This is a genomic window from Methylophilus sp. Leaf414 (assembly GCF_001425425.1).
Classification (GTDB): Bacteria; Pseudomonadota; Gammaproteobacteria; order Burkholderiales; family Methylophilaceae; genus Methylophilus.
This window is the reverse complement of record NZ_LMQQ01000004.1, coordinates 695,165-708,256: the sequence shown is the minus strand read 5'-3', so window position 1 is coordinate 708,256 and position 13,092 is coordinate 695,165. Positions and strand designations below refer to the sequence as shown.

Genomic DNA, 13,092 nt, shown 5'->3' with positions numbered 1-13,092 from the left:
AAGTTAGTGAATGTTTCAAGATAAGTGCTTAATAAAAAAAACTTTATTAAGTTTATTCCTAAGAGGCTCTTCAAAATATTTTGCAATTAAATAAGCTACACAAGGTAAGAAAATTATTAAGCACCATGCAACAAAATATCGATTACTTCCATCGCTCGCAAATAAATTCAAAGCAGCTAATGAAACATTAAAGTGAATAAGATAGAGCGGATAAGAGACGGCCCCAAGTATTTGACATACTTTAAATATTTTTGATGAATCGTGTTTTGAAATTTTATAATTTATAGCAATAATGAAACAAACATAAATTGCAAATAAAACTAATAATAGTTTTGAAGAGCTGAATTCGAAACCATATTGAATTGTTTTAAATGACAAAGTAGTACTTTCATTTAAGAAACCCAAGAAAAAACTTAGAATTAAAAACGCAACTCTTTTCAAATTCAGTTTGAAATTATCATTACTTATAATAAAGAGCATTGCACCGCTCGAAAAGAAACTTGAATAATCGGTTATAAATATGTTCTGGATTATTTGATTGTGAATGAAGTAGTTTGCTAGACTCAATAGCAGCCAAATCCACAAGATTTTTTCTGCATTTTGTAATTGTTTAAAGTAAATAACCAACAATGTAAGTAGATAAAACTTTAATTCTACAAATAGTGTCCAGTAAACATTATCAATAAACTGTATTTTAAAAAAACCATTTAGCATTGTCATATTGGCAATGTATCTGATTATCGTTGGATGAAATATATGCTGCAAATAAAAATAAGAGACTACAAATGAAATGGTGCAGGCCAGCCAATACGCTGGGTAAAGTCTAAGAAAACGCGAAATACAGAATTGTTTTACGGACCTATTTTGTGCAGTTAAGAAAATAACAAATCCAGAGATTATAAAAAATAAATTAACTGCCAAATAATTATACTTTAACCAATCTCCCCAGACTCCAAAGCTATGCGCATAGTACGTATCTTTGGGAAACCCCCTAACCATTATGTGCATAACCATAACCGAAAATGCAGCAAAAAATCTTAGAAAATCCAGAAAAGGAAGTCTCATATTGTTACCTTCTGCAATTCTTTCATTCTTATAACTAAGCCTACTGCCATTGAAGAAATCGGTTTATGATGAAAAAAGTTGATCTGATGAAATTGAGACATTGGAATTTTTATAATATTAATAATTTAATTAACTAATTTATGAATTCTATAAGCACATTCTGAGATGCTTTCGGGACTAAAGTTTTTCCAGCTTCCTTTAAAAAAGAAGTGGCTATTAATATATTTAAGATATGTTTTTATATTTTGACGGCGCTCTTCACTTATTGGCTTACTCGCATCCAGGATTACATTTTTAGACTGGCTCAAATCAGTGATAAAGCTACAAATCTGATCACGTGAGTAAATAGAGTCCCCATACACAATCACCGGCTTTTCCCTGGCGATGGCTTGCAATCCCACTGAAGAGTTTATGACAGCAACGAAAGTCGCGTTATCAAGCAGCTTTTCAATGTCAAACTTTCTTAACCAAATAATATCAGGAAACTCTGCCCTGATGTCATCATAGTCATACCTCAAAAAGTCTTCTGGATGCTCTTTAACAATGATCGGATATTCTGCCCCCAATGCCTCACGAATTTGCTGGTAGCAGTGCCGAATAAATTGTTTGGGATCCTTGAAGTGAGGGGAATTTATTAAAATTTGAGTATCATCATGCACCTGAAGCGGCAGGAATGCATAGTTGTTTGGTAAAAGAATAGTGTCTAATGGGATAGCCAGCCTTGCCTTATCTAGCTTCCGCTTCATGAACCAGCTTGATCCACGCAGTTCTGGAAACTTTGCATAGAACTTAAAATCAAGAATCCTCTTTAAGAAGTTAAACACATTATTCAATGAAGATAATTGGTTTACCTGAACAAGCGTAGGTGCTATTAATTCAGATGGAACTTGCGCTGCGGGTAACTGTGATAATTCATTTATTTTACTAAATGCAAATGTGCGGTTTGAAGCACTCATATTCACACCCTGAGTGTCCGCCTGTAGCGTATTGGAAAAGTAACCATTTTCCATATAGACAGTCCGAATGTGATGCTTTTTTGCAATTTCAGTAAGTGCACGTGCCACGTGATCCTGACCATTCCAAACCACTATCAGGTTTATTTGGTTTTTTTGGATGAAGCTTTCCAGAAAACCCAATAGTGTCGAAGTTCGTCTTATCCATTCCGTTTTACTCCCTTTATGCTTTGCGTGCATAAAGGCAAATAAATCATCAATGTCTGACTCTGATAAGTTTAAAGCGCTTGTGTTTTCTTGTGCATCGATTTCAGATAAGTCAGCTGGATAAACGGCATATCCATTTTTTTGCAGGATACGTCGCTCTCTTGGTGTGAATGAAACCAAGTATGGCTCGTAATGATAGAGCTTTCGATGAATTTCAGAGAGATTCAAAAAGAAAGGAACAAAGATATCTGAAAATACATAATAGAGTGCTTTTGTTGTCATCTGACCTTATGCCTTCTAAGAAAGTGTAAATGCTCTGGACTTAAAATATAAATAAGAACCAGGTAGCTTAATGAAAACACCAAGCAATCCGTAAAAAAACGGGCGACTGAATTCACTATCGGAAAGATCTGATCAAAAAGCAGGCAGATGGAGCCAGCATATAACGATAAAGTAACACTCGGTAAAGCAGTAACCAGCATATCCCGGGTTGATAGCATCATGGCTTTGTTAGCAAATACAAATGTCAAAAATGTCACCACTACCGATGCAATTAAATAGCACTGGGTCACTTCTAAAATACCTGACTGCGCGCCAATAATAAAAAGAATAATATGAATCACTGCGCCAAAGATGCCAAATTTAAATAGAAAACCTGTCTTGCCCAGGGCCATAAAAACCGGGCCAGTGGTCCCACTTACGGCCTGCAAATAACCTATGGGTGTCATAAAAATCAGGAGGTCAGTAATCATGCCCCACTTATCACCCAAACTCACTAAAATAAAATCATGCCTTGTGACATAAAGCACAGTCATGAGAGGTGCAGTAAAGAAAGAAACCCCCTTAAGTGCACTAAGATAAAGTTTCCTCACTTCAAACAAGTCATGCTGACAGCGGCTGAGTAACGGAAAAATTGCGCGTGTCGTGATCCATGAAATATTCTGTATCGGAAATAACATGATCTTGTAAGCCATCGAGTACACGCCGAGTGCAGAGCTGCTAAGTAGTTTACCAATGATGACAGCGTCAGCATTTCTGAAAGCAAAACTGACAAGTTGATATCCTGCCATGTTTCCAGAAAAATGAAATAGCTCTTTTAGTCTGTATAACTGTGGATCTAACGATGGTTTCCATGGTGCATTGATCCACAAAAGGACTGTGACACTGATTGCTTGCACCAGAACCTGTATGACCAGACTATATACGCCCCAACCTGACCAAGCTGCAACCAGTGAGACTGTGATCGCTAAAAGCGCAGAAAAAGCCTCGATCTTAGCTAATAGTTTAAATTTAGACTCTCGCTCAAGTAAGGCCTGATGTATGGCAGAGCTGCTCGCCATTGGGAAGGTCAAGGCGATTAAACTTAATACGCCAATTAGCTGGTCATTGTTAAAACTGGTAGCGATAACTGGTGCCAGCAACAAGACAATCAAAAAGATGACAGTTCCTAATGCAATGTTTAACCAAAAAACTGCATTGATGATGCCATGGTCCAGGGTTGGACGTTGAATGATATTTGATGCGGTCCCCATATCCCGGATCAGCAAAGCGAGATTAATAGCGACTGCGGCTATAGCCATCAAACCGTAATCACTGGGAGGCAAAATTCTCGCTAATACAAATATATTTGCGAGTTGTGAAAGCACCTTAGCAGCTTGAGACACTGCAACCCATTTTGTATTTCTCATGACAGACATAAATTATGTCTTTGAGGCAGATGGTACTAGTAAACCAGGGAATTTTCCTTCTACTGTTGCAGTCAATTCCCTAAGGAATTGATCATGTAGCTGATAAAACTTGCTTACATCACTTTCGTTATTGGTGATTGAAGACACCCGCACCAAAACACCATCGTCCAAGCGTCCTTTAAACAAACCGTCTTCAATAATTTTTAAACGCATTTGGATGCCCGTTAAAAGGGTTTCATCAGCCACCCTAATCCAGTAGCTCACGGCCTCTTGGTGAGATGAACCCGAGTAGACCTGCCGTTTTCCAACTACAGGACTTGAGCTAACAGGCATATTGAATACTGAGACTTTCGAGGACAGCATTTGGAAACCTTGTGCCGGGTAACAAATCTCCGGCTGATGAACCTTAACATCCTGACGCTGTTCTTTGACATAAGCCAGCGCAAGCATTATTTTTGCGCCGTCTTTGTTTACATACGTGCGCATAATGACGTCATCGTAAATTTGATTTTGTAAGCTTTTGTTATCACTAACCAAGCTCACTTGTGGTGTCAGTTGCGGAGCCTCTTTCCAGTCACCAAACTCTTTGGGAATACTGTTCTCAAAATTATCAAAACCACTTGAATAATGTTTCTGAGGCTTAAGAGAAGTTGCAATTGCCAAAAAAATAAGGCTAGTAACAAATAAAATTAAAGCTGTTTTAATTTTTACATCAGGCAACTTATTAAATAGGTCTTTCATTAAACACACGTCACTATTCTGAACTAAGTAATGATTTTATTTTAAATTTTTCAGCGATCTTTTGAATGACTGTATCAATCAAAATAATTAATATCAATGCTGTCAGGAATAATACCATTCCGGAAAAGTTATGCAGAAATCCCTGTCCTGCTTCATCGCCCATGTAGTATGTAATGAGGGCAAGTGTACAAACACGGAGAACATTCGATGTAAAAGAGACAGGAACGATTAATACAGCCAATAAAACATTACGCCAGAATGCCTGATGGTTGATTACATTTATATAAAGTAAGCCGATTGCTTCTAATGTAAACAGGGAGTTTAACCCCGCACAGGCGTCTGCAACCAAAAGTTTGTATGGCCCTATTTGAATAATTACGCCAGACCTTGCCACAGGGTAATTGAGTGTATATAGCAAATATTCTGATGCATAGGAGACTGCGATTTTCATAGGTTGTGTGACAGCATCTATGATTGAAGCTGGCCACGGCATTAGAAAAATAAAGAAAAAAAGTGCAAACCAATATTTAATAGCAATCTTTGTCCCAAATATATTAGAAATGACACCTGCCAATATAAATACAAGCGAAAAAATCGACAGTAAATATACGCTTTGCGAATAACCAATCGTATAAATTAACAAGCCAGCTGCAATGAGTAACCAGCCAGTATATGGCGCAGGATTTAATTGCTGCGGAGTAGCGAAAATTTGTTTGGTTTTAAAATAGAAAAACCAGATTGCAATAGCAAGGACAACCGGCCCATGGGATTGACTATCAAGATTCCAAACCGTCGTGGACAAGTCATAGAATACGGGTACAAATAAACACAGAATTGAAAGTAATATAACTACATAACTCAACAGTTTGTTTTGCGGGATTAATGATAGTCTTAGTGGGTTTTGCGGAGACATATTAAGATTCATTTACAGCAAGTTGAACCTCAATACCTAAACTACGGCAAGCTGTTACAGCCTCTTCGGTATCCTTCAGTACTGTTTTATTGAGCTGTGTAGTAATCAACACCCCGCCTACTTTTCTGGATACGATTTGCGCATCTGATGAACTTAAGATAGGGGACGTATCAATAATGATTACATCAAACTGGCTTGAAAAATGTTCTATCAGTTTGTCAAAAGGTTCTTTGTTAAGTAACTCTTGTGGATTGGGTGGCACAGTACCCGAAGTTAAAATACTTAAATTCAGTAATGATGCAATTCTAACTACTACATCTGTAGATGCTCGACCGGCCAGAATATCTGAAAGACCTAGATTATTGGAAAGTTTAAATAATTTATGCTGGGTAGGATTCCTGAGATTAGCGTCAATCAATAATGTACGCTCACCCAGTTGAGAAAATACAATCGCCAGATTACTTGCCAATTGGCTGGAGCCATCAGCTTCACGTGCAGAAGAAATGGCTATTGCTTTATAGCCTCGTTCAAACCAGCGCAACATCAATTGCGTACGTAAAGAGCGTAAAGTTTCTACTTGCTTAGAGAACGGGTCAAAAGCGGCAATCAGGTCATGACTAAAAGAAGTTTTATCAGGAGATAAGTAAGGATACTCAAATTGATAAGACAATGCGTGGTTAATATCTTCCATCGTGACAAAACCAAGCGCTATGGCTGCTTCACCGAATCGCATGGATTTTTCTTTTTGGAATTTTAAGATCCGCTCTGCATCCTTATCAGTAATTTTACCCATATCAAGCAGTAAATGCCCAATACTGGCTGAAACGGTTTTCATGGGAGTATTGGATTCAGATTCAATGATATTCATAACGGCACTCATGCAATAATTTTTTGTTCAGTAAATGGCTAAATTGAAGACTTGATACTGTATTGATATACAGGGATGTCACCTATTAAAGCAAGATCATCCAGACCACGAACTCTGCGATCAATAAACTCCAATAACAATGCAAACAAGCAGCCCAGGAAGAAACCAACAATTGCTGAGAATGGAGCAATCAACATTACACTTGGATTGCTGGGATTTAATGGTGGTGTGGCTCTTTCCAACACAGAGATATCACCCTGGTTAGACTGTCCCTCTAAAGCAGTTTGGCTAAAACGATTGTTGACAGATTCAAGTGAATTCTGCGCAATTTGCACTTCTTTTTCGAGAATAGCAAAATTTGAACGGTAACTATTCAGTTCAAGCACTTTTTGCTTTTGCTTCTCCAACTGGACTTTAAGGTCGCCAAGCCGTTGCGAGTTAATGGTCGCGTTGTTACCTATACTGGCGACGGTGCGATTGATTTCTGAGTTCAATTGACTTTTTAATTTGGCTACTTCGGCTTCACCTGACTGATACAAGGGGTGATTTTTACTATACCGCTGCTCCATCTCGGCCAGTTTTGATTCTGCGGTGGCCAGATTCATGCGTAAATTCTGTACAACAGGATTCTGTGACACATCAGGAGACTCGCTGGTATTTCTGGATGCATCACTTCTTCGGGAGTTGGCATCGATAGATTGCGATTGAGTTAGGCTATATTGCGTAGACAAATCTCTAAGCTTGGAACTTTCAACATCAAACGCATCTTGAATACTGGTCAAGCCATGTTCTTGCTGGTATTTCGAGAGTTTATCTTGCGCTTGCTGCAAGTTATCACGCAGCATTTTTGTTTGCTCTGAAAGATATTGCGAAGCTTTGATCGCAGGGTCAATCTTCAATTTCAGACTTGTGGCAATATAAGATTCCGCAAATGCATTAGCCATCGTTGCCGCAAAAGTGGGATCAACTGCTTTGTAACCAATGGTAATCACACTACTTTCTTTTGAAGGAATGATCTCAAGTTTTTTTGCGAGCCTGTCAGCCATCCACTGATTAATATCGGCCCCTTCACCATTTTCTTCATTAGCGAAGTCTTGTTTAATTGATGGGATTTCAGTTAAATTAAACTTTTTAACCACATCAAGCGCAACACTTTTACTAAGGATGATATCTGCCTGAGTTGCCATGTACCCTGGCATAAGTTGCGCTGGCATTGCCATGCCCGTGACTGGATCTACGCCTTTATAGTTAAGAATGACTCTACTGGCGGCAAAATAATTTTTGGGAAACAGCAAGCTAATGATAACCGCTGTAAGCATGGTGATTATCATTACAAGGATGATAATCTTGAACCGTGCTTTTAGAATATTTGTAAATTGGTAAAAATTCATATTAACACCTGATTAATTAGAGCAAACTTTCTTCAATATATAGCACATCTTCATCCATCAATGTGCCAGTCAAATCTGGTGATTTTTTCTCTACCTTTCCTTCTGCATTTTTTCTATGCAATTTAACTGACCGCTGAGTACCGCGCAATGTAAGGCCACCTGCTTTCGCAATTGCTTGCATCACAGTCATATTTTTATCAATTTTATACATGCCAGGGCGTTGCACTTCACCATAGATGTAAAACTGAGGCGCTTGGGGTACATAAATCACATCTCCTGGAGTCAGCTCTTTATTCAACTCGCTTGCAGGGGCTTTAAATAAATCATTAATGTTTAATTCTTGCGTTGTTGGTGTACCGGAACGTGATGTGGTAAAAAATAAAGTTTCGCCTGCAATTTCATTCGCTCCACCCGCCAATGCAATAAAGTCTGTAATTTTTCGAGTGCCTCCCTGAATACCGTATTTCCCAGGGCGCAGCACTAATCCTGCAACAGTTACATCCCGGATACTGACATAAACAGTTTCGCCACCAGTTAGACTGATATCATGAGCATTTAAATTACGATGCTCAATAATTTCGTTTAAATCGAACTCGCTACGTTTTTCACCACGAACTACCGTAATTATTTCCGATGCTTCCGAAGTCAATCCACCTGCTTCTGCAAGAATATCCTTTATATCTGTTGGGCGCACAACTGGATATCGGCCTGGCTTTAAAACGCCACCTAAGACAGAAACACTTTTACTCATAAATTCAAGAATAAGCACTGAAACCTGCGGATTGGCAATAAATCCACCACGTTTCAGTTGCTCTGAAATGCGCTTTTCACTTTCGATAGTCGTAAGTCCGCCAACTTTCACCTCACCAATAAGTGGCATGGTCAAAACACCATCTTCAGACACTCTGGTCTCACGGGTAAGGTCGGCATCGCCATAAACAATGACTCTTACATAATCTCCGGCACCGAGTGTGTAGTCTGCGTGGGCGAAAGTACTGAAGACTAAAACAAATCCGGCTACGATGTATTTTAAAAATTTGGTCATAAATAATTAACTCTTTTCACAATGAAAACTAACTCATAAAATGCAAGAACTTTAGGTGCCTGTTCTTTAAAAAAATTCAATTAAACTTCTTTAAGTACTATATTTAGATTAGTGAGCAATCATTAAACACTTTAATTTTGACAGTTTCTTTAAACACACATTCGTTAAGTAACAAACCCCTGTTTTCCCCTGCTCTGTATTCAATGTCGACATGCATGAAAGTACCCAGGCATTTAAGCATACATTAACTTCATTAACCTAACATGATTATGCAGTAAGCGACTTTAGTATTTACCTAAATTTTAAGGTCAACTATCACGCTAGTGGTGACATCATCGTAATCAAAGTTATTGTATGTTGAGCTAGCATTTCTTGAAGACTTGATGGAGTTAAGTGTAAAGCCGATATTCTTGATTGGCTGCCAGGTAATTGAGCCTGAAAAACTCTTTTCATCGTCAACTCGCTTATCTATCCCTGGAATAACGCTTTGTCGAAAATCTCTTTGTGCAATCCGGGTGTTTAAACTGAAAATCACTTTTTCAGAATAGTCATAGCTTAACCCCACCAGCAATGCATCAGAAACAGTATAAGTACTGTAATTGGTTTCAAATGGACCAATAACTCGGGATAAATCAAAGTTTGTTTTAAGCTTGCCAGTCAGCAATAGATCATACTTTACATAACCCAGCCATGAATCATAATCTCTGACGGAGAAATTATCATATTCACGGGAAAGATAGCCCAACTTGCTACTTAATCTACTTTTACCTGTAGGCTTTAAAACCAAGTCCAGCTCAAACTCATTTTCCGTAAATCCATTATCAAAGAGTGAAGCTTGACTAATCGGGCGTTGAAATTGACCATCACGTTTATGCCCCAAGAGCGTTAGGTTGCTACCTGAAGGGAAATTGTAACGGGCCCCATAATCAAATGCTGTGGCACTGTATTGTGCGACAGCATTAAATGTTTGACTATTGTCATTATCTGTTTCAGTTAAACCAGCGATTAAAGCCCAAACTTTATGTGGTGAGTATTCCGCTCTGAATCTATTGATTTCAGTCGTTCTAATATTTTGAGTCAACAGCCGGAAATCACTAAAACCATTTAAAGTTTTGCTTTTGCTGGAGTACACGCTACCAGTTAATGAAGGAGTAAGGGCCCATAGCCATTCTGCATCATAGTTGATGGTGTCAAAGTCTAAAAAATCATTGCGTTGATATTTATTATCGACATAATTGACGTTCAACATAAATCTCTGCAAGGAATACTGTTTATCAATATGAACGCCGGCTGAATAGGTTGTGATTTGATCAGAAATTTCGTTATTACTTAAACGAAAAAGATTGTTATCCCAGGCTTTGTTAACAGAAGCATTAAATTGTACCGTATCAAATTCGTCGGCTATCGCCGGATTAAATGCAAAATTAAAAAAGCAGTAGCACCAAACTGTTTGATGTACTAACAATGTTGTTACTCTATTGTTATATTTTAAAGGCATGAGCCACCCTGAATTGATAAGGCCTTTTAGACTAGTATGCATTCTACTATATATAAAAACTGAATCATGCTGCAAAACAAGAACAGTTCCCAACTAAATTAGTTTAAAGTTTAAATCATCTAAATACTGATATTTGCTGGTTTAAAAATGATATTACTAATAAGCCTATCATGTCTGCGCCATTCTTGCACCTACTCAAGGTGGCGATTGCCTAAACAAACAATTGCTGTAACTACAACGGATGCGTTAAACTCTGCATGAGAATTATAAAAGAAATTTATGGCCACTAAAAAACCTCCTATCAGAACGCTATCGGGGCTTTCCGCAAGCGCTAATAGTCCGCTTTACCTTTTAGAATCCATTGTCGAGCCATTAGTAATGGTTTTTGTGCTATGGGGTCTTTTCATATACACAGAAAACCAAATTCCGATGTCGATATTTATCGTATCGATTGTTTTGTTTTCGATTACTTTTCCTAGCGGCGCCAAAATTCGAAAGTCTTTTTTTTCCATGTGCAGGGATGTCATCGCACAATGGTTATTAATCGCCTTTTTTGTTTTAATTTTTGCTTACGTCACCCGATACATCACACTCTATAGTGGACAAATGATTCTAGCGTGGCTGGTTATTACGCCATTGGCACAAATTACAGCCTTACAGTTATTAAAATGGGCCAGCCCAAAATTAATCGAATGGCAAGGGCCGCCGCAAAATACCTTAATAGTTGGATTGAACGAGCAAGGTATTTTGTTGGCTGACAATCTTAAAGAAGATTATTACCAACGAATTAATGTGCTTGGTTTTTTTGAGGATCGCTCGCCAGCCCGATTGGAAGAACAGTCTGATTATCCTGTGCTTGGAAGTTTAAATGAACTCAGCACTTATCTAAGGCTGCATACAGTACATAAGTTGTATATCGCTTTGCCAATGTCCAGTCACCCACGTATTTTAAAAATGCTGGACGATTTAAAAGACACCACAACTTCAATCTATTTTGTGCCGGATATTTTTGTCACGGATTTGATCCAGGGGCGCGTATCTGAGGTAAATGGTATTCCAGTTGTGTCTGTATGCGATACTCCGTTCACAGGTATGGATGGGTTCACTAAACGCACCGCTGACGTGTTGTTTTCACTTTTTGTTTTAATTCTGATTTCACCGATTTTATTGATTATTGCTATTGGAATAAAACTTACCTCTCCTGGCGCGATCATTTTCAAGCAACGTCGTTATGGTTTAGATGGGCAAGAGATATTGGTCTACAAATTCCGTTCTATGACGGTGACTGAAGATGGCGGCAAGGTGACACAGGCGACAAAGAATGATCAGCGGATTACGCCACTGGGCGCATTTCTGCGTAAAACTTCATTAGATGAATTACCGCAATTTATTAATGTATTGCAAGGACGTATGAGTGTCGTCGGCCCACGCCCACATGCGGTGGCGCATAACGAAGAGTATCGAAAGTTAATCAAAGGCTATATGGTACGCCATAAGGTTAAGCCAGGCATCACCGGTTGGGCACAAGTGAACGGGTTCCGTGGTGAAACTGATACGCTTGAGAAAATGGAGCAGCGTGTGCATTATGACCTGGAATATTTGCGTAACTGGAGCCCGAGACTGGATATGTTAATTGTAGCAAAAACAGTTTGGTTAACCGTAGTGGGTCAGGACAGCGCGTATTAAATCGTTACTTAAGTTTTTAGATCAAAAAAGCCGGATAATTCCGGCTTTTTTTATTTTTGGATATGCTGTTTTATGGATTTAAAAGCAATATTGATCCAGTCTGGATGTAAGCAATCAACCACATGGTTATCGGTCATTCCGCGTAACCAGGTCAGTTGGCGCTTGGCAAGTTGCCGCGTGGCGAAAACGCCCTGGTCTCCTAGTGTTTTAAGATCAATTTCACCATTCAAATAGGCCAATACTTGTCGATAGCCCACACAACGCATACTTGGACTTTCTGCGTTAAGCTGTGGATATTCGGCAAGCAAGTTTTGCACTTCCTCGACAAAACCTTGTTCAAGCATCAATTTAAAACGATCCGCGATGCGCTGATGCAATACGGCGCGCTCACTCGGCATCAGGGCAATTTTCAGGATATTAAAGGAAAGTTCATGTTTGCTGGATTGTGCGCGCAAGGTGCTCATCGACTGACCGCTTATGCGATAAACTTCTAACGCGCGCTCAATACGTTGCGAGTCTGTGGGTTGTATTTTTGCAGCTACTTGTGGATCAATGATTGCCAGCTGCGCATGCATGGCTGACCAACCCGCCTTCGCCGCCTCGGCTTCGATTTCGTCACGCACATTTTGGTCAGCCTCGGGAAGCTGGCTAAGCCCATGCTGCAAGGCATTAAAGTACAACATGGTGCCACCGACTAGCAAAGGCACCCGCCCTTTTTCCTTCGCTGCATTCATCAGTGAGAGTGCATCTTTGGCAAACTGCGCCGCTGAGTACTGTTCCAGCGGTGTGATTAAATCAATCAGATGATGCGGGGCTTGGCGTAGCGTTTCGGCATCAGGTTTGGCGGTGCCGATATCCATACCGCGATATACCAGAGCCGAATCTACACTGATAATATCTACCGGCAATTGTTGGTATAAGGCTATCGTGGCGGCAGTCTTGCCGCTGGCAGTCGGCCCCATCAGGAAAATCGCGGGGGGCAGACTGGTGTTAACTGGTAAGGACATACAGTATCAAGCGATAATCAATAAGGTGTA

The 13,092-nt window shown here is 39.3% G+C and carries 11 protein-coding genes; 1 reads left to right on the top strand and 10 read right to left on the bottom strand.

Translation table 11 applies throughout. The features are described from left to right. Positions 1 to 15: 15 nt before the first annotated feature. From ASG24_RS12215 to epsL, 9 genes are all read right to left on the bottom strand, one after another. Positions 16 to 1,065 carry an acyltransferase gene (locus tag ASG24_RS12215; protein ID WP_055871834.1) on the bottom strand — a complete coding sequence of 350 codons (1,050 nt, stop codon included), beginning with the start codon at positions 1,063 to 1,065 and terminating at the stop codon, positions 16 to 18. 125 nt (positions 1,066 to 1,190) lie between these two features. Beyond that, a complete protein-coding gene (locus tag ASG24_RS12210; protein ID WP_055871831.1) occupies positions 1,191 to 2,507 on the bottom strand; it encodes a hypothetical protein in 1,317 nt (438 codons plus the stop codon). Next, a complete protein-coding gene (locus ASG24_RS12205) occupies positions 2,504 to 3,922 on the bottom strand; it encodes a lipopolysaccharide biosynthesis protein (RefSeq protein ID WP_055871828.1) in 1,419 nt (472 codons plus the stop codon). The genes ASG24_RS12210 and ASG24_RS12205 overlap by 4 nt, the downstream gene beginning before the upstream one ends. A gap of 3 nt (positions 3,923 to 3,925) precedes the next feature. Further along, entirely contained in the window at positions 3,926 to 4,654 is a 729-nt protein-coding gene (locus ASG24_RS12200) for an exosortase C-terminal domain/associated protein EpsI (protein ID WP_055871825.1), read from the bottom strand. A gap of 13 nt (positions 4,655 to 4,667) precedes the next feature. Continuing rightward, positions 4,668 to 5,567, bottom strand: coding sequence for an exosortase B (gene xrtB, locus ASG24_RS12195; protein ID WP_055871822.1), 900 nt, complete (start codon positions 5,565 to 5,567; stop codon positions 4,668 to 4,670). A 1-nt stretch (position 5,568) separates the two neighbouring features. Continuing rightward, entirely contained in the window at positions 5,569 to 6,435 is an 867-nt protein-coding gene (gene epsG, locus ASG24_RS12190) for a chain length determinant protein tyrosine kinase EpsG (RefSeq protein WP_055871819.1), read from the bottom strand. A gap of 38 nt (positions 6,436 to 6,473) precedes the next feature. After that, positions 6,474 to 7,826 carry a chain length determinant protein EpsF gene (gene epsF, locus ASG24_RS12185; protein WP_055871816.1) on the bottom strand — a complete coding sequence of 451 codons (1,353 nt, stop codon included), beginning with the start codon at positions 7,824 to 7,826 and terminating at the stop codon, positions 6,474 to 6,476. 16 nt (positions 7,827 to 7,842) lie between these two features. Continuing rightward, a complete protein-coding gene (locus ASG24_RS12180; protein ID WP_055871814.1) occupies positions 7,843 to 8,871 on the bottom strand; it encodes an SLBB domain-containing protein in 1,029 nt (342 codons plus the stop codon). 295 nt (positions 8,872 to 9,166) lie between these two features. Continuing rightward, positions 9,167 to 10,369, bottom strand: a complete 1,203-nt coding sequence (epsL, locus tag ASG24_RS12175; protein WP_229007276.1) for an XrtB/PEP-CTERM-associated polysaccharide biosynthesis outer membrane protein EpsL — start codon at positions 10,367 to 10,369, stop codon at positions 9,167 to 9,169. Between the two features lie 279 nt (positions 10,370 to 10,648). Here epsL and ASG24_RS12170 point away from each other — a divergent pair, with 279 nt between their 5' ends. Then, entirely contained in the window at positions 10,649 to 12,055 is a 1,407-nt protein-coding gene (locus tag ASG24_RS12170) for an undecaprenyl-phosphate glucose phosphotransferase (RefSeq protein WP_082488091.1), read from the top strand. 50 nt (positions 12,056 to 12,105) lie between these two features. Here the strand turns inward: ASG24_RS12170 and miaA are convergent, their stop codons facing one another. Beyond that, complete coding sequence (gene miaA / locus ASG24_RS12165) at positions 12,106 to 13,062, bottom strand: tRNA (adenosine(37)-N6)-dimethylallyltransferase MiaA (protein ID WP_055871808.1); 957 nt, start codon at positions 13,060 to 13,062, stop codon at positions 12,106 to 12,108. Positions 13,063 to 13,092 lie beyond the last annotated feature (30 nt).

Bases quoted from the DNA above. Each gene is read 5' to 3' on its own strand.
- ASG24_RS12180 (WP_055871814.1), bottom strand. From the start codon at position 8,871: ATGACCAAATTTTTAAAATACATCGTAGCCGGATTTGTTTTAGTCTTC.
- xrtB (WP_055871822.1), bottom strand. From the start codon at position 5,567: ATGTCTCCGCAAAACCCACTAAGACTATCATTAATCCCGCAAAACAAA.
- ASG24_RS12210 (WP_055871831.1), bottom strand. From the start codon at position 2,507: ATGACAACAAAAGCACTCTATTATGTATTTTCAGATATCTTTGTTCCT.
- ASG24_RS12205 (WP_055871828.1), bottom strand. From the start codon at position 3,922: ATGTCTGTCATGAGAAATACAAAATGGGTTGCAGTGTCTCAAGCTGCT.
- epsF (WP_055871816.1), bottom strand. From the start codon at position 7,826: ATGAATTTTTACCAATTTACAAATATTCTAAAAGCACGGTTCAAGATT.
- ASG24_RS12215 (WP_055871834.1), bottom strand. From the start codon at position 1,065: ATGAGACTTCCTTTTCTGGATTTTCTAAGATTTTTTGCTGCATTTTCG.
- ASG24_RS12200 (WP_055871825.1), bottom strand. From the start codon at position 4,654: ATGAAAGACCTATTTAATAAGTTGCCTGATGTAAAAATTAAAACAGCT.
- ASG24_RS12170 (WP_082488091.1), top strand. From the start codon at position 10,649: ATGGCCACTAAAAAACCTCCTATCAGAACGCTATCGGGGCTTTCCGCA.
- miaA (WP_055871808.1), bottom strand. From the start codon at position 13,062: ATGTCCTTACCAGTTAACACCAGTCTGCCCCCCGCGATTTTCCTGATG.
- epsL (WP_229007276.1), bottom strand. From the start codon at position 10,369: ATGCCTTTAAAATATAACAATAGAGTAACAACATTGTTAGTACATCAA.
- epsG (WP_055871819.1), bottom strand. From the start codon at position 6,435: ATGAATATCATTGAATCTGAATCCAATACTCCCATGAAAACCGTTTCA.